General features: G+C 62.9%; 16 protein-coding genes. 6 read left to right on the plus strand and 10 right to left on the minus strand.

What is annotated here, in order from left to right:
• Positions 1-282: 282 nt before the first annotated feature.
• Both BM315_RS06950 and alc read right to left on the minus strand, forming a co-directional pair.
• Positions 283-831, minus strand: a complete 549-nt coding sequence (locus BM315_RS06950; protein WP_090499207.1) for an ureidoglycolate lyase — start codon at positions 829-831, stop codon at positions 283-285.
• 2 nt (positions 832-833) lie between these two features.
• Positions 834-1850, minus strand: coding sequence for an allantoicase (gene alc / locus BM315_RS06955; protein ID WP_090499209.1), 1017 nt, complete (start codon positions 1848-1850; stop codon positions 834-836).
• A 367-nt stretch (positions 1851-2217) separates the two neighbouring features.
• Between alc and BM315_RS06960 the strand changes: the two genes are divergently transcribed.
• Together BM315_RS06960 and BM315_RS06965 are read left to right on the plus strand one after the other, a co-directional pair.
• Positions 2218-3699: a YfcC family protein gene (locus BM315_RS06960; protein WP_212632938.1), complete on the plus strand. Its 1482-nt coding sequence runs from the start codon at positions 2218-2220 to the stop codon at positions 3697-3699.
• A gap of 151 nt (positions 3700-3850) precedes the next feature.
• Complete coding sequence (locus BM315_RS06965) at positions 3851-4702, plus strand: MurR/RpiR family transcriptional regulator (RefSeq protein ID WP_090499211.1); 852 nt, start codon at positions 3851-3853, stop codon at positions 4700-4702.
• A 47-nt stretch (positions 4703-4749) separates the two neighbouring features.
• Here BM315_RS06965 and BM315_RS06970 read toward each other — a convergent pair whose 3' ends face one another.
• Positions 4750-5604 (minus strand): LysR family transcriptional regulator, encoded by an 855-nt coding sequence (locus tag BM315_RS06970; RefSeq protein ID WP_090499213.1) that lies wholly within the window; start codon positions 5602-5604, stop codon positions 4750-4752.
• A 223-nt stretch (positions 5605-5827) separates the two neighbouring features.
• On the opposite strand from BM315_RS06970, the gene BM315_RS06975 reads away from it, so the two are divergent.
• Positions 5828-7021, plus strand: coding sequence for a cyanate transporter (locus BM315_RS06975; RefSeq protein ID WP_090499215.1), 1194 nt, complete (start codon positions 5828-5830; stop codon positions 7019-7021).
• Here BM315_RS06975 and BM315_RS06980 read toward each other — a convergent pair.
• Positions 7018-7662, minus strand: coding sequence for a TetR/AcrR family transcriptional regulator (locus tag BM315_RS06980; RefSeq protein WP_090499217.1), 645 nt, complete (start codon positions 7660-7662; stop codon positions 7018-7020). The two genes, BM315_RS06975 and BM315_RS06980, sit on opposite strands and share 4 nt — an antisense overlap.
• A 219-nt stretch (positions 7663-7881) precedes the next feature.
• Here BM315_RS06980 and moaA point away from each other — a divergent pair, with 219 nt between their 5' ends.
• The 3 genes from moaA (at position 7882) to BM315_RS06995 (ending at position 10779) form a co-directional block, all read left to right on the plus strand.
• Positions 7882-8877 (plus strand): GTP 3',8-cyclase MoaA, encoded by a 996-nt coding sequence (gene moaA / locus BM315_RS06985; protein WP_090499219.1) that lies wholly within the window; start codon positions 7882-7884, stop codon positions 8875-8877.
• Positions 8878-8962: 85 nt separating this feature from the next.
• Entirely contained in the window at positions 8963-9781 is an 819-nt protein-coding gene (locus BM315_RS06990; protein WP_090499221.1) for a substrate-binding periplasmic protein, read from the plus strand.
• A gap of 194 nt (positions 9782-9975) precedes the next feature.
• Entirely contained in the window at positions 9976-10779 is an 804-nt protein-coding gene (locus tag BM315_RS06995; protein ID WP_090499223.1) for a methyltransferase domain-containing protein, read from the plus strand.
• Positions 10780-11140: 361 nt separating this feature from the next.
• On the opposite strand, the gene BM315_RS07000 is transcribed toward BM315_RS06995, so the two are convergent.
• From BM315_RS07000 to BM315_RS07025, 6 genes are all read right to left on the minus strand, one after another.
• The gene (locus tag BM315_RS07000) at positions 11141-12613 is read right to left on the minus strand and encodes an NCS1 family nucleobase:cation symporter-1 (protein WP_090499226.1); all 1473 of its coding nucleotides are present in this window, start codon (positions 12611-12613) and stop codon (positions 11141-11143) included.
• Positions 12614-13067: 454 nt separating this feature from the next.
• Positions 13068-13928, minus strand: coding sequence for an outer membrane protein OmpK (locus BM315_RS07005; protein WP_090499228.1), 861 nt, complete (start codon positions 13926-13928; stop codon positions 13068-13070).
• 75 nt (positions 13929-14003) lie between these two features.
• On the minus strand, positions 14004-15503 hold the full coding sequence (locus BM315_RS07010) for a nucleobase:cation symporter-2 family protein (RefSeq protein ID WP_090499230.1): 1500 nt from the start codon (positions 15501-15503) through the stop codon (positions 14004-14006).
• A 360-nt stretch (positions 15504-15863) separates the two neighbouring features.
• The gene (locus BM315_RS07015) at positions 15864-17414 is read right to left on the minus strand and encodes a cation:proton antiporter domain-containing protein (RefSeq protein WP_090499232.1); all 1551 of its coding nucleotides are present in this window, start codon (positions 17412-17414) and stop codon (positions 15864-15866) included.
• Positions 17415-17808: 394 nt separating this feature from the next.
• Complete coding sequence (locus BM315_RS07020; RefSeq protein WP_090499234.1) at positions 17809-19077, minus strand: urate hydroxylase PuuD; 1269 nt, start codon at positions 19075-19077, stop codon at positions 17809-17811.
• Between the two features lie 47 nt (positions 19078-19124).
• Entirely contained in the window at positions 19125-19628 is a 504-nt protein-coding gene (locus tag BM315_RS07025; RefSeq protein ID WP_090499236.1) for an ureidoglycolate lyase, read from the minus strand.
• Between the last annotated feature and the right edge of the window lie 4 nt (positions 19629-19632).

The following is a 19632-nucleotide window of genomic DNA, read 5'->3' on the forward strand; positions in this document are numbered from 1 at the left end:
CGGGTGCGCCCGACATCGCGCTTGTTCGATGAGCCGCTGGGTTACGCGCGCCCAACTTTCGCGGCCGTTTGTGCGTCATCTGGCCTGCGGCGCTAACCCACCCGAATCAATCAGTGTATAGGGCAGGCCATGCACGCAGCATGGCCTGCTCCCGGTAACGCTCAGAGGTTGTGAAAAAATCGAGCGCCGTCGCGAGAGCGTCTCCAGGTGTTCGCGGCAGGGCGCGCTACGCAGCGGGCGCCTGGGGGCGCTCGCAGTAGGCGGGAGTTTTTTCACAGCCTCTCAGCCCGCGCCGCCGCCAACGGCTGGGTGGCGCTTGTGCAGCAGTCCGGAGTAGTCCAGGAGCAAGCGATCCGTGCTGTCGAAATGGTGCTCATCGCAATTGGGCTCTGGACTGATCAGGTCGACGACAATGAAGTCCTGGTCCGGCGCCAGCGCCAGTAGCGGGTGATGCCAGACCCCCGGGTGATAGTTGACGCCCTGCCTGCCATCGGCGACGAAGGCGCGGATCTCGCCGCTGTCGATACGCTCGCCTCGCGGCGCGACCACCACGATGAAGGGCTGGTCGCCCCGCGGGATGAAGGCCTGGCTCGCCAGCGGGTGACGCTCGAGCATCTCGATGCGTAGTGGCGAGGGCAGCGGTTGCGAACGGGCCAGGCTGATGGCTGCATGGCCATCCGTCGGATCGGTGAAGATCCGCGCAATATCGTGAAAGCGCTGGGTCGCGCCCTGGTTGATGGCGAAATTACGGCTGCCCACCATTTCGATCACATCGCCGAAAGGGCTGAAGCTGTCCCGACGCAGTGGCTGCAGTTCAAGCGTGTGGGTCATCCTCAGGCTCCCGTCGTGCCACAGGCGACCGGCGTTCCGATCAGGCGCAGGCGGCTGATGCCGCCATCGGGGAAGATATTCAGGCGCACATGGGTGATGGGCCCCAGCGCGGCGATCTGCTCGCTGAAATAGTGCTGATCATGGGCCCGCAGCTTCTGCGGCGGCAGCAGTTCGCGCCAGAACAGGCTTTGTGTCTCGATCTGCGCGTCGGTGCCGCCTTTGACAAACGCGGCCTGAATCGAGCAACTGTCCGGGTAGTTGCCCTTGAAGTGGGCGGTATCGACTTCGACGCGCTGGATTTCGCCGGGATGCCCCAGCGCCACTATCACCCAGTCGTTGCCGGGCGTCCGGCGGCGCGCCGTTTCCCAGCCATCGCCCATATTGATACCGCGCCCCGGGTTGAGGATGTTGGCCATGCGCCCGAAATGCTCGTCGCTGCAGGCGAGGGCGCGACCGCCATTGACCACGGCCGCGAGATCGATCGGCGTGGAGCTGGCGATTTCGATACGGGACTGTGCCTGCCCCCAGGCGCGCAGGCGGGCGATACCGCCGTCGGGGTAGATGTTCAGCTTGAGATGGGTCCAGGTCCGTTCATCGTCGATGGCATGGATATGGTGGGCATCGCCGGACAGGCTGACCGACGGCAGGATCTCTACCCATGCGGTGTCGGCGTCCGGTTCGGCGTTTTCACAGTGGCAGGCCTGCACCGATGCGGAAGGCGGAAAGTTGCCGGTGAAGTGACTGGTGTCGAGGTCGATGGCCTTGATGGCACCCGGCAGACCGAGTCGGATGATGCTGTAGTCATAGCCTTCGCAACGTTTACGGCGGGACTCCCAGCCGTCCATCCATTTGCCGTTTTCATCGAATACGCCTTCCTGCCAGACCGGCTCCTGGTGGGACAGCATGCGGCTGGCCGCGGCAAAAAACTCGTCGGTACAAAACAGGATCTCGGCACCCAGGCGCTCATCGGCCAGGTTGGGCCAGTGGGCGGAATAGTTGTCGGGAGCGGTTCTTTTCATGGATCACACCTCGATGGGTTGGTGGTTTCTCCACCGGGGCGGGAGGCGCCCCGTGGCTGTTGGACGACATTCAGCCTACGTCAACTCGCGGCGAAAGCAATAGTTAATTTTCACATTGATGTTTTGTAAAAATTGAGTATCATCGATTTCAGGTCGACAGGAGGACCGCCTTCCTCAGGGCGTAATCCAGGGGCCGTGAACAGCGACAAGAACGCAAGGCGCGATGGCGGGGTCGATCAGGCACAGGCGTCGCAGGGTGGGACCGCCGTGGCCGGCATCGGGATCGGTTGCCGGGGCGCAGACGCCGCCTCCTTTCGTTGCTTGAACCGAGGGATAAACAATAAAAATCAAAACTGAGGTAGAAAAAATGGCAGATGCCAACAGCAACAACGACGCTATCGGTCAGTGTGGTGACCCGGCGGAACTGCAGGCCCGGCATGCGGTGCACAAGAAAAAGTCGTTCGAGATGCCGCATATCTACGTCATTCTTTTCGTTTTCAGCGCCATCGCGGCGCTGCTGACCTACATAGTCCCGGCGGGTGTCTATGACCGGGTGCCGGGGCCGAACGGCCGCACCACCATCGACCCGGATTCGTTCCGCGTGATCGAATCCACCCCCGTCGGCTTGGTCGATTTCATGCTGGCGGTGCCCAAAGGGCTGATCGATGCCGGCGTGGTGGTGTTTTTCACCTTCATGATCGGCGGCATGTTCATGGTGCTCAGGCGCACCGGTATCATCGAGATCGGGGTCGACAAGCTGGCGCGGCGTTTTGCCAACAACAGCATCCTGGTGATTCCGATATTGATGGTGACCTTCGCGGTAATCGCCACACTGATCGGCACCCAGGAACTCGCGCTGGTCTACGTGCCGGTGATCCTGCCGCTGATGATTGCGCTGCGTTTCGATTCGGTCACCGCGGCGGCTGTGGCGCTCTGTGCCACGACGGCAGGTTTCACCGCCGGCGTGCTCAACCCGATCAATACCGGGCTCGGCCAGCAGTTGGCGGACCTGCCGGTGTTCTCCGGCATGACCCTGCGCATGCTGGCGTTCGCCGCTATCCTGGCCGCCGGTATCGTCTATGTGGTGCGCTATGCGCTGAAGGTGCGCGGCAATCCCGAGCTCAGCCTGATGCGCGGGGATGCCAAGGAGCTGGAGAAGCAGCAACGCTACCTGCACAGTGCTAGCGAAAGCGCGCGGGGCGCCACCCTGCGCCAGAAACTGGCCGCCGTTGCCGCTTTCGGTTTCTTCGGCCTGCTGGTATGGGGCGTGCTGGAGCAGGGCTGGTTCATGATGGAGATGGCCGGCCTGTTCGTCATCATGGGCATCGTGGTCGGTCTCATCGCCGGCCTGAAAACCGCCGATATCTGTGATGGCTTCAACGAAGGTTTCCGCGATGTACTGGTCGGTGCCATGATCTGCGGTATTGCCCGTGCGGTCGCCGTGGTGCTGGAGGACGGGCAGATCATGGATACCCTGGTCCATGGTCTGGGCAACCTGGTCGGTGGCTTCCCGTCGATGCTGTCGGCGATCGGCATGTTCCTGGCCCAGTTGGGCTTCAACTTCGTCATTCCCTCGGGCAGCGGCCAGGCGCTGGTGACCATGCCGATCATGGCGCCGCTGTCCGATCTGGTTGGGGTAACCCGGCAGACCGCCGTACTGGCCTACCAACTGGGTGACGGCCTCAGCAATATCCTCTACCCGACATCGGGCTACTTCATGGCAACCCTGGCGCTGGCCGGCGTGACCTGGGACAAATGGGTCAAGTTCTTCCTGCCGCTGTTCGCCATCTGGATCGCCATTGCGATGGCTTTCCTGGTCTATGCCCAGGCCACCCAGTGGGTCGGCTGAGCGCACGACCAGCCTGAATAGTCGCGCACTATCCCCGTGGTCTGTGGCCGCGGGGTTTTTCCTTCGCGTCCAAGGGGTTGCCGCTTTCTGTTAGAGTCCAGCGGCGGTCGGACGTAACGGGAACCAGCATCGGGTGCGTAGGGAAGTTGCTATGAAATTGCCAATCGAAGATTGTCTGCGGGACATATATGAGGAGCTGCCGCGTAGCGAGCGGCTGCTGGCCGATATCATCATCGATTTTCCCGGCGACCTGGCGACCCATTCCATCTCCGAGCTGGTCGCCCGCGCCAATACCTCCAATGCCGCCGCCACCCGGCTGATCAAGCGCCTCGGCTACAAGGACTTCCGGGAAGTCCGCAAGCAGGCGCGGGAGGCCAAGGCGCAAGGCTCGCCCCGTTATCTGCATACCATCGATCATCACAGCGGCGACTTCAAAAGCGAGATCAAGCAGCACCTCGATTGCGAAGTGCAGAACCTGCTGAGCAGCTTCGACGCCCTGAGCGAGGAGATGCTGGAGGAGGTCACCGAGTGCATCGAGAAAGCGGACAACATATGGGTCATCGGCTATGGCAACAGTTACATGCCTGCGATGTACCTGCGTCAGCAGCTGATCCAGCTGCGCCAGTGCGTCGAGATCCTGCCACGGCCCGGGCAGGCGATCGAGAAGGACCTGTCGGGACTGAGCGAGCGCGACCTAGTGGTTGTGCTGGGCTTTCGCCGGCGCAAGGACGTGATCTACCGGCTGATGAAGTATGCCCAGGAGCTCGGTACCCGGGTGCTGTACGTCACCGACCATTCCGAGGACAAGACGGCGGGCCTGGCGAACTGGACGGTCCGCTGCATGGTGAAAAGCACCTCGCTGTTCGACTCCTACATCTCCGCCGTCAGCGTCCTTAACTATATCTGCGCCTCTGTCTCCGATCACCTCGGTCGGGCGGCGTCGGAGCGCTTGAGTCGGGCCGAGCGGCTGCACGACATTTTCAGCCGGATCGAGGAGAGCTGATGCGCTGCGCAGGTGGCGTGTAGCCAGAGGCTCGTGCGGGCTCGAGCTCAGCCGCTGGCCTGGTCGCGGCACAGCCGATAGAGCTGTGCTTGCAGGTCCTGGCCGGCCTTGCCCAAGCCTTGGCGGCCGTAAAGCACCAGGTGCATGCCGGCGATCGGCGGCAGGCCGCTGTCCGCCGCCAGTGGCCGATGTCCCGCTTGCAGGACGCGCCGCGGCAGCAGGCTGATGCCGAGACCGGCGGCCACTGCCGCGCAGATGCTGGCCAGGCTGGCACTGGAGTAACTGATGCGCCAGTTGCGGCCGTTGACCTCGAGGGCCTGGATCATTTCCTGGCGATACAAGCCGCCCGGGACAAAGGTCACCAGCGGCAGCGGATCGCGTGCGAGCGCCGGACGCTGGCGACTGTCCACCCAGCACAGGGGTTCCGGCCAGGCCGCCAGGCAATCGCTGCCGGTCTTCATCTGTTTGCTCAGCAGCAGGTCGAATTCACCGTCGCGATACTGCCGCAGCAGTTCCGGGCTGAGTCCGCTGCTGACCTCCAGGCGTACCTTCGGGTGGCTCTCGGCGAACTGGGCCAACAACGGCATCAGCCGTTCGGCGGCGAAGTCCTCGGGCACGCCAAGACGCAGCACACCCTCGCTTTGCGCATGGCGCAGCACCTCTTCGGCTTCGTCGTGCAGCGCCATGATCCGCCGGGCGTAGCCGAGCAGCCGCTCGCCCTCGACGGTTACCAGCACCCGGCGGGCGCTGCGGTCCAGCAGACGACAGCCGAGGTCATCTTCCAGTCGGCGAACCTGCTGGCTGACGGTCGACTGGGTGAGGTGCAGGCGCTCGGCGGCGCGGGTGAAATTGCCGCAGTCGGCAACGGCGACGAAGCTGCGCAGAAGCAGATGATCGAGCATCTATACATTCCAATTTTCACTGATTGGCATTCTTACATTTAATTTCAGAATACCTGAACGGTCCTGGATAATGCGTTTCGACTGCAGGCCAGTGAGTAACACCCACGACTTCGAGAGGCGCCACCGATGCCACACGATCAAGTTATCCCGGCCCCGGCCGTCGCCCCGTCCCGCCAGTGCCTCGAGCGCCGGGCGATGGCTGGTCGCCTTGGTTGCTCCAGGCATGGCCGCTAGTCAACGCCTGCACGACATAGGCTGGGCGCTGACGCTGATCGTCCTGGGTTTGAACCTGCGGCCGATCCTGACGTCGGTCAGTCCCCTGCTCAACGAGATTCGCGAGAGCTCCCGCTTGGGGTTCCAGGGGGCGGCCCTGCTGACCAGCTTACCGGTGCTGTGCATGGGGCTGGTGGCCCTGGCGAGCGCTTCCGTCGAGGCGCGGCTGGGCGAGGGCAGGGGGATCGCCCTGGGCTTGCTGTGCATCCTGCTGGCCTGCGCGGTGCGCGGCTTCACCGTCGATGGTGGCCTGTTGCTGGGCACGGCGTTGCTCGCAGGCATTGGCGTGGCCTTGATCCAGGTGCTGGCGCCGGGTTTGGTCAAGCGCCGCTTCGCTGGCCGGGTGGCGTTGGCGATGGGCGTCTACTCGGCGGCATTGATGGGCGGCGGCGGGCTGGCCGCCTGGTTCAGTCCGCGTCTGGCCAGCCACTTCGGTCATTGGCAAGCGGGGTTGCTGGTGTGGATGCTGCCGGCGCTGCTGGCCTTGGCGCTGTGGTTGAACATGCCCTGGCGCTCTGCCCAGCCGCTGGCCGCCGGGCAGAGCGTGCAGGCCTTCATGGGTAACCGCCGCGCCTGGCTATTGGCGCTGTACTTCGGTTTCAGTAATTGCGGCTATATGACGCTGGTGGCCTGGCTACCGGCCTATTACCAGCAACTGGGCTGGAGCGGTCGGGACGGTGGTTCGCTGCTGGCGCTGATGACCCTGTTCCAGGTCCTGGCCGCCCTGCTGATGCCCGCGCTGGCCCAGCGCACGCGCGAGCGCCGTGGCTTGCTGAGCATCAGCCTGATCGCGCAGCTGTTCGGCTTCGGCGGCCTGCTGCTGCATCCGGCGGATTCGCCGCTATTGTGGATCGCCTTGATCGGCTTTGGCCTGGGCGCCTGTTTCGCCCTGAGCCTTATCCTCAGCCTGGATCATCTGCATGACCCGCGGGCGGCCGGGCAGCTGGCGGCTTTCGTGCAAGGCTTCGGTTTTCTGATCAACGCCCTGGCGCCGGCGCTGGGCGGCTGGCTGCGCGAGCTGACCGGTGGCTTCCAGGCCACCTGGCTGCTGATGCTGGCGTGCCTGCTGGCGATGCTCGCGCTGACCTGGCGCTTCAGTCCTGCCAGCTATTGGCGCATTTCTAGCAATGGCGGCCCGACCTAGGCGCGGGTGACTTGCTCGGAGGCGGCGCTCTGCGTTTCGTCGATCTCGCAGCCCTTGATCACCAGGCGGATGATGGTCTGGGCGGCGGCTTCGTAGTCGGCGTCGTCCAGGCTGGCCTTGCCGGTGACGGTGGCGATCTGCCAGTCGAAGTCGGCATAGGTCTGGGTCGCGGCCCAGATGCTGAACATCAGGTGGTGCGGGTCGATCTTGGCCATCAGGCCCTGGCCGATCCAGCGCTGGATGCAGGCGATGTTGTGCTGGGCCTGGGCGTTGAGCTGTTCGGCCTGTTTGGCGGACAGATGCGGCGCCCCATGCATGATCTCGCTGGCGAATACCTTGGAGGCGGAGGGCAGCTCGCGGGAAATGCGGATCTTCGAGCGGATATAGGCCGTCAGCACGTCAGCCGGTTTGCCGGGCTGATTGAACGGCGCCGAGGCCTCCAGCAGCGGTTCGATAATGCTTTCCAGCACCTCGCGGTAGAGGTTCTCTTTCGACTTGAAGTAGTAATAGACGTTGGGCTTGGGCACACCGGCCTTGGCGGCGATATCGCTGGTCTTGCTGGCGGCAAACCCCTTGTCGGCGAATTCTTCACTGGCTGCGCGCAAAATCAGCTCTCTGTTGCGCTCGCGAATACTGGTCATAAGCCCCTGTGCTTGCATGTGCCACCCGGCGCCGGGCGGCGGTCGGGCATGGTAGCACCGGGCCTGCGCGTGGCTCAAGCCGGCGCGGGCTGGGCGTTTGGATAACTTAACTGACCAGGTGGTCAGTTTATTGTGTACAAAAAATAGCTTTTCTGTTTCTATCTGTGCACTGCATTTCATCACAAAATGTCTCGACTCCCTGAGTAGAGGAGACTCGCCGTGTCTCACGCGCACTTGCTTGACCCCTTCGGTCGGCGCATCACCTACCTGCGATTGTCGGTTACCGACCGCTGCGACTTCCGTTGCACCTATTGTATGAGTGAGGACATGGTCTTCGCCCCGCGGGCGCAGATTCTCAGCCTGGAAGAACTCTACGCCGTGGCCGATGCCTTTATCGGCCTGGGAGTCAAACGCATCCGCATCACCGGTGGCGAGCCGCTGGTGCGCAAGAATCTGCTCGGTCTGCTGGCGCGCCTGGGCCGGCGCCCGGAACTGGAAGACCTGGCCATCACCAGCAACGGCTCGCAACTGGCCGAGCTGGCGACGCAGTTGCGCGCCGCCGGGGTCAAGCGCCTGAACATCAGCCTGGATTCCTTGCGTCGCGAACGTTTCGCCGCCTTGACCCGGCGTGACCGGCTCGATCAGGTGCTGGCCGGCATCGAAGCGGCGCGGGCGGCCGGATTCCACAAGATCAAACTGAACAGCGTGGTGCAGCAGGGGCGCAACGACGACGAGGTACTCGACCTGGTCGACTTCGCCATCGCGCGCGGCCTGGATATCAGCTTTATCGAAGAAATGCCGCTGGGCAGTGTCTCCAGCCATCAACGCGAGCAGACCTTCTGCTCCAGCGACGAGGTGCGCCAGCGTATCGAGGCGCGTCATGCGCTGGTGCGCAGCAGTCAGCAGACCGGCGGGCCGTCGCGCTACTGGCGGGTGCAGGGCACAGGGACGCACGTCGGCTTTATCTCGCCGCACAGCCACAACTTCTGTGGCGATTGCAATCGCGTGCGGGTCACCGCCGAGGGCAAGCTGGTGCTCTGTCTGGGGCACGACAACGCGCTGGATCTCAAGGCCTTGATCCGCCGTTATCCGGGGGACGGCCAGCGTCTACGCGACGCCCTGGTCGGTGCCTTGCGACTCAAACCCGAACGCCACCACTTCGAGCGTGACGAACAGGTCCAGGTGCTGCGGTTCATGAGCGTGACCGGTGGCTGAGCCGCCGCGCTGAATCCCCGGTCGCGGTCTGCCGTTGGCCGATCAAACCGGTTAGACCAAACCAACAATAATCAGGAGGGTTGCCGTGAAGCCCGCTCGTGTCTGCAGTTTGTTCACCTTGCTGTTTTGCACCGCCAGCCAGGCCGAAAGCTATGTCATCGGCGTCGAGAAGATGGCTTTCGCGCCGCATTACAGTGTCGACCAGCAGGGGCAATACCAAGGCTTTGCCCGTGAGTTGTTCGATCTGTTCGCCGCGCACAGCGGCGTACAGTTGAGCTACCGGGCGCTGCCGGTGGCGCGCTTGTTGCCGGCCCTGCTGCAGGGTGAGGTGGACTTCAAGTACCCGGACAGCGATAGCTGGGCGCAGACCCAAAAGCTCGGCAAGGACGTGCACTACAGCCAGGCGGTGGTCGCCTACGTCGATGGCGTGCTGGTCGCACCGCAGCGTCAGGGGCAAGCGCTGGAGCAGCTCAAGCGTCTGGGCATGGTCAGCGGCTGGACCCCCTGGGGTTACCAGCGGGGTATCGAGACGGGACAGATCCAGCTGACCTACAGCGACGACCTGCGCAAGATGATCCAGCAGACATTGAAGAAAGACACCGACGGCGCCTACTTCAATGTGGTGGTCGCCACCCATTACCTCGACAACATCCGCGCCCGCCCCGGCGCCTTGGTGTTCGATGCCAAGTTGCCGCATACCCGCGGCAGCTTTCACCTGTCCACGCTCAGGCATCCCGAGCTGTTGCAGCGCTTCGATCGCTTTCTTGTCGAACAACAGGCCGAGGTAGCGGCGCTAAAGGATCGCTACCGGGTCGAGGCCAATCTGGATTCGGAGTACATGGGGGTGGAGCAGTGGAAGGTGGATTTCCTCAAGCGGCAAAAAGCCAAGGCGAGCGTCGAGTAGCCAATCGACCCGCGCACGGCTCCGGCTTCAGGTCTTCTATGCTTGCAAGTAAGAAGGTGCGATTCGTCCTCGACAGCAATCGGCCGTTGCGGCCAGAAGCTGTTTCGGCCCCGCCGGTGGTCAAGTTGTGTGTCGGCGGTGGCAACAAAGGCATGACTCGCGGACTCCGACACAGGGTGCACAGGAGGCCTGAAATGAACGATTCCGACTTGCAAGCACAGATAGATGAGGCAAATGTCTACCAGGCACTCTTGGTCCCGGCATTGTTCCAGGAGTGGGCGCCCTGGGTCGCCGCCGCCGCCAACCTTCAGCCAGGGCAGAGGGTGCTGGATGTGGCCTGCGGCACCGGTGTACTCGCCGGGGTGGCGGCCATTTGCGTCGGGGCTGATGGTGTCGTCGCGGGGCTGGATGTCAATCCCGGAATGCTCGCCGTTGCCGCACGACTGGCGCCCGATATCGACTGGCGGCAGGGCCCGGCGGAGTCGCTGCCTTATCCGGATGAGTCCTTCGACGCGGTTATCAGCCAGTTCGGCCTGATGTTTTTCAACGATAGGCGACAAGCCCTGCGTGAGATGCTCAGGGTCCTGGTGCCAGGCGGTCGGCTGGCCGTTGCCGTCTGGGATTCACTGGAAAATACCCCGGCCTACGCGGCCGAAGTCGCCTTGCTGGCGCGTCTCGCTGGTGAACAGGCGGCGGACGCCCTGCGGGCGCCATTCGTGCTTGGCGACAAGCAGGCACTGGTGGCGCTGTTCAATAGCGCCGGAATCGGCTCGCCAGGTATCGTGAGTCACACGGCTACGGCATGCTTTCCCAGTGTGCGTGCCATGGTCGAGGCGGATCTGCGCGGCTGGTTGCCGGTCATGGGGGTCAACCTCGATGAGCAAGTGATCGCGCGCATCCTGGCTGAGGCGGAGCAGGTGCTGGCACCTTACGTCGGCGCGGACGGCAAGCTGCGGTTTGATTCACCGGCGCACATCGTGCGGGCACGGAAGCAATAGCGGAGCCTGCGTCGGATATAAAGAGGGGAAGCAGACCAGCATGCTTCCCCTCTACTTTGCCATTGCCGCCTAGCCGTCAGCGATTCAGTGGGTTGCCATCAGATATTTATCAGGCGGCTGTGAGGCAACTTGAGTTGTTATGAATTTGCCCGGGTAGCGGCCGGATCGGCAGGTGCTGTCAGCGGGGGGGGGGGGGCGATGCCGGGCGCGCCTGGTGGCGCTCGTCGGGGAAAAACGGCATCGACCTTGCGGTAGGGGCAAGCGAGGACGTTCGCGCCACGCCAGGGCAAGCCGCCCCCAGGTCTGGTTGTCTCATGCGGTAGCGCGCCGGGGTTGCCTGCGCCGCGCCGTCCGGCAGGTTTTAGCTGCGTGAGCCGAGCGCAGCCGAGGCGCCTTTGGCGCCACAGTGCTTGCGCATCAGCACGTAGTGGAACAGCGCGCCAAGCAGGGCGCCGAACAGCCAGGAGTAGCCGGACAGCTCGTTGAGGCCCGGCGTCCACACCGAGGCGACCGAGAACACCGAGGCCACGCCGAAGGCGATCATGGCATTACGGTTCCAGCCGCCATTGTAGTAGTAGGTCGAGCCGGCTTCGGCGCTGAACAGATCCTGCAGGTTGAGGTGCTGCCTGCGCACCAGGTAGTAGTCGGCGACGAGAATGCCATACAGCGGTGCGAGCACCGCACCCAGGGTGTCGACGAAGGCGGCGATGCCGACGTTGCTGATAAAGGACACCCAGAGTGCGCCAATGAAGAAGGCGATGGCCGCGGTGATGAAGCCGCCGGTGCGCGCGCTGATGTGGGCGGGCGCCAGGTTGGCGATGTCGTAGGCCGGCGGGATGAAGTTGGCGACCAGGTTGATCCCGACCGTGGCGGCGAAGAAGGTCAGCGCGGCGATGATGGTCAGGGTCAGGTTGTCGACCCGGGCGACGATGTCAGTCGGGTTGGTCAGGGTCTCGCCGAACACCACTACGGTGCCGGCGGTGATCACCAGGGCGATCAGCGAGAAAATCGCCAGGCTCACCGGCAGGCCGAGAAAGTTGCCGACGGTCATCTGTTTTTCGCTTTTGACGAAGCGCGCGAAGTCGCCGTAGTTGATCACCACCGCGGCGAAGTAGGCGACCATGGTGCCGACCACCGCGATAAAAGCGGCGACCGGGCCGGCGGCATATTCGCCGGTACCGCGGAAGATCTCGCCCAGCTCACTGAGCAGGCTGGGGCCGGCCTTGTACCAGATCATCAGCATCAGCGCGATCATCACCAGGTAGACCAGCGGGCCGGCCCAGTTGAGGAACTTGGTGATCCAGTCGATACCGCGGATGAACAGGGCGACCTGAAATGCGCAGACGATCACATAGGAGACCCAGCCGATAGCGGTCATGCCCAAAAATGTCGCACTCGAGCCGCTGCCGAGCAGCGAGTTGAGCAGCAGGGCCACGGCGGTGGAGGCGAAATAGGTCTGCACGCCATACCAGAAGATCGCCACGATGCCGCGCACCACGGCCGGGAAGTTGGCCCCGCGCACGCCCATGCTGGCACGGGCCATGACCGGAAAAGGAATGCCGTACTTGACGCTGGGCCTGCCGGTCAACTGCACCAGGCCCATGACGATGAAGCCGGCGAGAACGATTCCGGCCAGCACCGCCCAACCGTTCAGGCCATAGGAAATGAACAGGGTGGCGGCGAGGGTGTAGCCGAACAGGCTCTGGATGTCGTTGGACCAGACATTGAATATCTCGAACCAGCCCCATTTGCGTTTTCCGGGAGGTAAGGGCGCCAGGTCCTCGTTGTGCAGCGAGGTGTCGATTTGCTTGATGCGGAAGTCATCGGTGGACATGGGCGGCTCCTGGTATTTTGTTGTTGACGCCAATATGGCGCGCATCTGAGGAGATATTGTGTGCACGTTCCGTGCCACATCTTGCGTTAGCTTCCCTTGGGTTGACCGGGATTGGGTGGCTAACGCTGAGCGAATGAGAGTGGAGTTCTAATTGTTGTACACATAAAAATTAATCTTGGAAATTGTTTTTTACTAAATTGTCCACAAAAATCCATTTTTATGTGTACCGATAATTGACTTGTCGGTCAGTTTGTGCTGCGTGGTATGTGCTTAAGTTGTTGTGGCTGCTGGATTTCTAGGTTTATTTGAGCGTGCTGACGAGTCAGTCGTCGAGGGCACTGGTTTGCTGCCTGCGTGGCCTATTTTTGTACACAAAAAAAAGGGGATCACGCTCAGCGTGATCCCCTCTACTTTCCCACTGCCGCCTACCCGGCAGTGGTTCAGTGCGTTGCCATCAGAAGTGGTACTTGACCAGGGCTTGCACCGCCGTCTGGTCGAAACCGTCGGTGGAGCCATCGATGGGCTTGATCCCGTACTTGTTGTGCCACATGTTCAGCTCGGTGCCGACGTAGAGTTTGCGCTCCTTGCCGAACAGGGCCTTGCCCGCGTCCCATTTGACCTGGATCGAGGACCCCAGCGAGGTCTGGGTGCCGGCTTCGTCGGAGGGTGAGCGCCAGTCGATGTAGCCGTCGACCACGAAGTCCTGTTCGCCGATGGCGAAGGGGTAGGCGCCGGCCACGGTCAACTGGGTGGCGTAGCCGTTGCTGTCCTGGTCGGCGAAGAACACGTGGTTATTGATCTTGACCTGATACAGGTTGGTCTTGAGGTAGGCGAAGCCCGGCACGTCCCAGTCGAAGCCCAGGCCATACAGGTAGTTCTCGGTACCGGGACCGCCTTCGCCTTTTTCATAGGTGAAGGCGGCTTTGACGTCTTTCAGCGGGCCCGCGGAGAGATCCTGGCCAGTCAGCCAGCTCAGGCTGATGCGCGGCGAGAATTCCATGTAATAGAAGCTGTTTTCGTCGTCTTGCTCGAAGGTGCCGTTGGCGAAGCTGCCACGCGACTGGACGTTGTCGGCGCGGATGTAGTCGAGGAAATAGAACACATCGCCCCAGGCCCAGCCGCTGGCGTGCTCGAAGGTGAAGGTGGTCTGCGAACGCTGTTCCTCGCCGTTGAAGTTGAGGCGCTGGAAGTTGTCGCCATACAGGTAGGACAGGCTGTTGTCCTGCCAGAACAGCAAGTCGCCGGCACTGGCTTGTTGGCCGGCGAGCAGGCTGGCAGAAAGCGCAATGCAGTGAGGCAGATGCTTCAGTTTCATCGGGTTTCCCTTATTTTTAGGAGGTGCACGTCTGGGCTCCCGGCGTGTGCCGCCGGGAGTATGTTGGTCGAATGCTTAGTTGAGGTGCGGGCTCGGCGTGAGGTCGCTGCTCAGGGGGGTAGGTGCAAGGTTCTCGTCGTCCTCGTCAGATGCGCCATGCACTACGGTGTGCATGTGCGCCTCGGGGTCGTAGTCATCCTCTGCCACCTCATGGGTCTCGTCCGGCAGGAAGAAGTTCAGCAGGATGGCGCTGAAGGCGCCGATGGTGATGGGTGAGCCGAAGATGTTCTTCAGCACGTCCGGCATCTGCGAGAGCACCTCCGGTACTCCGGCTACACCCAGGCCCAGGCCCAGGGAAATGGCCACGATCAGCACGTTGCGCCGATGCATGCCGGCCTCACTGAGGATCTTGATGCCGGCTACGGCGACTGTGCCGAACATGATCAGGGTGGCGCCGCCCAGTACCGGTTTGGGCATCAGTTGCAGCACGGCGCCCACCGCCGGGAACAGGCCGAGCAGGACGAGGATGCCGGCGATGTAGAAGGCGACGTGGCGGCTGGCTACACCGGTGAGCTGGATCACGCCGTTGTTCTGGCTGAAGGTGGTCATCGGCAGGCTGTTGAACATGGCCGCGACCGCCGAGTTGCAGCCGTCGGCCAGCACCCCGGACTTGATCCGGCGCATGTACAGCGGGCCCTTGACCGGCTGCTTGGAGATGATGGAGTTGGCGGTCAGGTCGCCGGCGGTCTCCAGCGGAGTGATCAGGAAGATCACGGCAATCGGCACGAAGGCGATGAAGTCGAAGCTGAAACCATACTTGAACGGCTGCGGTACGCTGATCAGCGGAACCTCGGCCATGCTGGCGAAGCTCACCTGACCGGTGAGCCAGGCCACGCTGAAGCCCAGAGTCAGGCCGATGATCACCGCCGACAGGCGCAACACCTGCGAGGACACGCGGTTGAGGATGACGATGGTACTCAGGACCAGGCCGCCGAGGGCCAGGTGATGCAGGGCGCCGAGATCCGGCGCGCCATAGCCGCCGGCCAGGTCGGTCATGCCCACCTTGATCAGCGACAGGCCCATCAGACAGATAATGGTGCCGGTCACTACCGGGGTGATCACCTTGCGCAGCTTGTTGATGAACTGGCTGAAGGCGATCTCGACGAAGGCGGCGCAGAAGCAGATGCCGAACAGGGTGGAGAGGATCTCTTCCTCGCTGCCGCCACGGCCTTTGACGATGAACCCGGCGCTGAGAACCACGCTGAGGAAGCCGAAGCTGGTGCCCTGCAGGCACAGCAGTCCCGAGCCGATCGGACCGACGCGCTTGGCCTGGACGAAGGTGCCAAGGCCGGAGACGAACAGCGCCATGCTCACCAGATAGGGCACGTGGGCGCCCAGACCAAGCACGCTGCCGATGATCAGCGTCGGCGTGATGATGCCGACGAAGGCGGCCAGCACGTGTTGCAAGGCGGCGAAGATGGCGGGAGCGAACGCCGGGGTGTCGTCAAGCTGGTAGATCAGGTCGCTGTTGCCCGCAGGCGGAGCTGGGGCGTGCGTGGTGCGAGTCGTGGTCATGTCAGAGCCTGCCAGTTGTTTTTATGCGGTCATGGGCTTGCACGAGGCTTCACGGGGCCTCTATCCGACCACCAGGAAGTTGTCCGGTCGGTCAGGTAGAGTCGACTATAACAATTTGTCCACAGAGTTAGAAACAAATTACTTGATGATTGTGTACAAAAGTTGTTGCTGCGCACAGCAGAAGGCATGGCTGTCGGCAGCTGTGGAGGAGTCCACATGCCGCCTGACGTGCTGCCTTGGAATTGTTGTTTCGATGACCCCGCGCACCCTGCACAGGTCAGCCGCAGCCGCTTGAGCAATGATTATTGCGAAACAGTAGGGCTCGAGGATTGCTCGAGATCGCAGGGTGGCGGTCGCCTCTCAGTGGCGCGCTTGCAAGCCACGGGCGACGTGTTCGGCCAGACCGCTGCCGGCCTCGCTCATGGTCAGGTAGGTGTGGTCGGCGCCGGCCTCCTGGATGCGCTGGGCGAGGTCTTCGTACATCGCGTGGGAGACGATCAGCCCCTTGAAGCCGCGCTCGCGCAGCTTGTGGGTGGAGATGATCTTGGCTTCGGCGTCGTTCATGGCCAGGATCACGGCCTCGACGGCCGGCATTTCCAGGCTCTGCCAGAACATCTGGTCTTCGCCGTCGCCGAACTGAATCCGGCGCCCGGCCAGGCTGCTGAGTTCGATCATGCCCGGATCGGAGTCGAGGCTGTACAGCTTGAAGCCCTTGTCCTTCAGATAGTCGTAGGCGGCACGGCCGGTGCGGCCCATGCCGATGATCAGGACCTGCGCGTCGCCGAGGGAGACCGGCTGTTCGTCGGGGTGGCGGATATCGCGCTCCAGCGGGATCAGGCGCTTGGCCAGATGCTCGTAGAGCGGGTGAGCGAAGCGGTTCAGTTGCGCGGAAATGACGAAGGACAGGGCCACGCTGATGGCCAGCGGGATGAGCCATTGCGGCAGCACCACGCTGGCCACGATCAGGCCGAACTCGCTGTAGTTGGTTAGGCTGACGCTGCTGAGAAAGGCGCTGCGTGCGCGCAGGCGGAACATCAGGAACAGGCCGAAGAACAGCAGGCCCTTGAGCGGCAGCAGCAACGACATGACCAGGGCGAAAACCATGGCATCGGCGTCCGGCAGGCCGCCGATACCGATCTGCAGAAAGAAGCCGACCAGGAAGACTTCCTTGATGCTCCATAGCGAGTTGGACAGTTCGACTGCGCGCTTGTGCTTGGCCAGCAGGGCGCCGAAGGCCAGGGCGCCGAGTTCGGAGCTCAGGCCCAGCGATTCGAAGCCATAGCCGCCGACGACCAGGGCCAGCAGCAGGCCCAACAGCACCATCAGTTCCTCGTGGCCGCTGGCATCCAGCAGGCGGAACAGCAGTGGCCGCAGCAGGGGCAGGGCGAATACCAGCAAGGCCCAGGGCGAAGGGGCATCGCCGTTGGCCAGGCTCATCACCAGCAGGGCGAGCAGGTCCTGGATGATCAGCACGCCGATCGCCACCCGGCCGTGAAAGGCGCGCAGTTCGCGTTTGCCCTCCAGCACCTTGGCCGCCAGCACGGTACTGGAAAAGGACAGGGCGATGGCCAGCAGCAGTCCCTCCTGCCAGGGCAACTCGAGGAACAGCAGGATGGCCGGCAGGAAGATCAGGCTGGAAATGGCGAAGTGCAGCAGGCCGCCGCCAATCACCTCGCGCCTGACCAGGTTGCTCGGCTTGAGCTTGAGACCGACGGTGAACAGCAGCAGGAGCACGCCGAGGTGGGCGATATGTTCCAGCGCGGCACTGTCGCGCGGCCCCACACCGAAGTGCTCGCCGAACGTGGCCAGGGCGAAGCCGGCAGCCAGGTAGCCGATCAGTGGCGGCAGGCCTATGCCGCGTACGACCAGGCCCATGACGAAGGCGAAGGCGATCCAGGTGGCTTCGATCATGGGCTGTCCTTATCGGCGGAGGCAAAAAACCTGCGCATTGTAACGGGGCGTCGACACGGATTGTCCAGCACAAGCCTTGCGTGGCATATAGCGGTGGCCGCAATCCAAGGCCCTTAAAATGAAGGCATGCCGTTAAAGCCGACAGCATTTTCTCGCCAGGGTCAGCAAAGCGTGCGGCGCGAAGACAGCATGCCAGTTGGGGGGGGGGGGGGATTGCGCTGGGGCTTATTGGGGCTACAAGCAAGGCGCAGTCCAGGTTGCCGGCTGCATGCATGGGGCGAGGCCACAAGAAAAAATGCCGCTCACTTTGCCCAAGTGAACGGCATTGCCTGCGATGGCCTGCGGTGTGGTGCAGGCCGGTGTCGGGGCGGACTGGAACCGCTCAGGTGCAGGACTAGTTGAGCTGCGCGCCCTGGGCGATCCAGGTGCCGATCAGGTCGCGTTCTGCCTGGGTCATCTGGGTGATGTTGCCCAGCGGCATGACCTGCGACGCGACGGACTGGGCATGGATCTTCGCTGCCTGTGCCTGGATCTGTTGCGGGGTGTCGAGCACGAAGCCCAGTGGAGCGGCGCTGAACATCGGACTGCTCGGTTGGGCCGAGTGACACACGCTGCAGCGTTCCTGGATCACCTTGTTGACCTCGGTAAAGTTCGCGCCTGCCTCGCGTGGGGTAGCTCCAGGCGAGGGGGCGAGCACTTCTTCTACCTTGGCGACGACGGCGGCGGGTTGGCTTGCGCTGGCGGCAACCGGGGCGGCTTCAGGCGTCGAGCGCAGCGGGGCGGTGACGTAGGCCAGGCAGATCATGCCCAGGGCGGCGACCGGCAGGGTCCAGGCGAACCTGTTGCTGTCGTGGCGGGTGTTGAAGTAGTGGCGCACCAATACCGCCAGCACCGCAATACCGGCCAGGATCAGCCAGTTGTACTGGCTGCCGTAGGTGCTCGGGAAGTGGTTGCTGATCATGATGAACAGCACCGGCAGGGTGAAGTAGTTGTTGTGCCGCGAACGCAGCAGGCCTTTGGCCGGCAGGGTCGGATCGGGCGTGGTGTTTTCTTCGATCGCCTTAACCAGCGCGCGTTGGGCCGGCATGATGGTGAAGAACACGTTGCCGACCATGATGGTGCCGATGATGGCGCCGACATGGATATAGGCGGCGCGGCCGCTGAAGATCAGGCTGAAGCCAAAGGCCGCGGCGATCAACAGCACGAACAGCACCGCGCCGAGCAGCGCCGGGCGCTTGCCCAGGGGCGAATCACAGAGCAAGTGATAGGCCACATAACCCGCAATCATCGAGCCGAAGCCGATGACAATGGCCAGTTCCGGCGCCAGGTCGACACCAGGCTTGACCAGGTACAGGCTCGGGTTGAGGTAGTAGACCACCAGCATCAGGGCAATACCCGACAGCCAGGTGAAGTAGGCCTCCCATTTGAACCAATGCAGGTTGTCCGGCATTTTTGGCGGGGCCAGTTTGTACTTCTCCAGGTGGTAGATGCCGCCACCATGGATCGCCCATAGATCGCCGGCCAGGCCGTCGCGTGGGTTGACCCGGTTGAGGTTGTTTTCCAGCCAGACGAAATAAAAGGATGCGCCGATCCAGGCGATGCCGGTGATCATATGGATCCAGCGGATGCCCAGGTTCAGCCACTCAGTCAAATGTGCTTCCACAATCAGTACCTCTTTCCCGGTACCGGCAAGCCGGCGCCAGGCTTCTCTTATTGGTGGGGGTCGAGGAGCAGTTGCTCTGCCTCGGTAAAGAAATGCTCATCGCAGTTGTTGCCTGAACCACTGCGATCAACCACCAGGAAGTCATCCCGCTTTTCGATCGTCAGCACCGGGTGGTGCCAGACGCCGCGATGGTAATTAATGCCCTGCCTGCCGTTGCTGCGGAAGGCGCGGACCAACTCCGACCGAGGTGCATCGCCAAGCGGCGCGACCAGGATCAGAAAGGGGTGGCCGAGCAGCGGCATGAATGCCTGGCTGCCCAGCGGATGGCGCTCCAGCATGCGCACGGTCAACGGCATTTGCAGCGCTTCGGCGCTGAAGATGCTGATGATCGCCGTATCCTCCGGCTGCGCGGTCTCGACCGTGGCCAGTTTGTGATAGCGGCGGGTGGAGCCGTTATTGATCATGAAGAACTCGCTGCCCTCGGTTTCGATAACGTCGCCGAAGGGGGCGAAGGCTTCTTTGCTCAGGGGCTCGATGATCAATTTGCGCATGTTG

Origin of the sequence: Pseudomonas borbori, assembly GCF_900115555.1 — a bacterium.
GTDB lineage: Bacteria > Pseudomonadota > Gammaproteobacteria > Pseudomonadales > Pseudomonadaceae > Aquipseudomonas > Aquipseudomonas borbori.

Excerpts from the sequence above, each read along its gene's own strand:
- BM315_RS06950 (WP_090499207.1), bottom strand. The coding sequence starts at position 831 with ATGACCCACACGCTTGAACTGCAGCCACTGCGTCGGGACAGCTTCAGC.
- alc (WP_090499209.1), bottom strand. The coding sequence starts at position 1,850 with ATGAAAAGAACCGCTCCCGACAACTATTCCGCCCACTGGCCCAACCTG.
- BM315_RS06960 (WP_212632938.1), top strand. The coding sequence starts at position 2,218 with ATGGCAGATGCCAACAGCAACAACGACGCTATCGGTCAGTGTGGTGAC.
- BM315_RS06965 (WP_090499211.1), top strand. The coding sequence starts at position 3,851 with ATGAAATTGCCAATCGAAGATTGTCTGCGGGACATATATGAGGAGCTG.
- BM315_RS06970 (WP_090499213.1), bottom strand. The coding sequence starts at position 5,604 with ATGCTCGATCATCTGCTTCTGCGCAGCTTCGTCGCCGTTGCCGACTGC.
- BM315_RS06975 (WP_090499215.1), top strand. The coding sequence starts at position 5,828 with ATGGCCGCTAGTCAACGCCTGCACGACATAGGCTGGGCGCTGACGCTG.
- BM315_RS06980 (WP_090499217.1), bottom strand. The coding sequence starts at position 7,662 with ATGACCAGTATTCGCGAGCGCAACAGAGAGCTGATTTTGCGCGCAGCC.
- BM315_RS06995 (WP_090499223.1), top strand. The coding sequence starts at position 9,976 with ATGAACGATTCCGACTTGCAAGCACAGATAGATGAGGCAAATGTCTAC.
- BM315_RS07000 (WP_090499226.1), bottom strand. The coding sequence starts at position 12,613 with ATGTCCACCGATGACTTCCGCATCAAGCAAATCGACACCTCGCTGCAC.
- BM315_RS07005 (WP_090499228.1), bottom strand. The coding sequence starts at position 13,928 with ATGAAACTGAAGCATCTGCCTCACTGCATTGCGCTTTCTGCCAGCCTG.
- BM315_RS07010 (WP_090499230.1), bottom strand. The coding sequence starts at position 15,503 with ATGACCACGACTCGCACCACGCACGCCCCAGCTCCGCCTGCGGGCAAC.
- BM315_RS07015 (WP_090499232.1), bottom strand. The coding sequence starts at position 17,414 with ATGATCGAAGCCACCTGGATCGCCTTCGCCTTCGTCATGGGCCTGGTC.
- BM315_RS07025 (WP_090499236.1), bottom strand. The coding sequence starts at position 19,628 with ATGCGCAAATTGATCATCGAGCCCCTGAGCAAAGAAGCCTTCGCCCCC.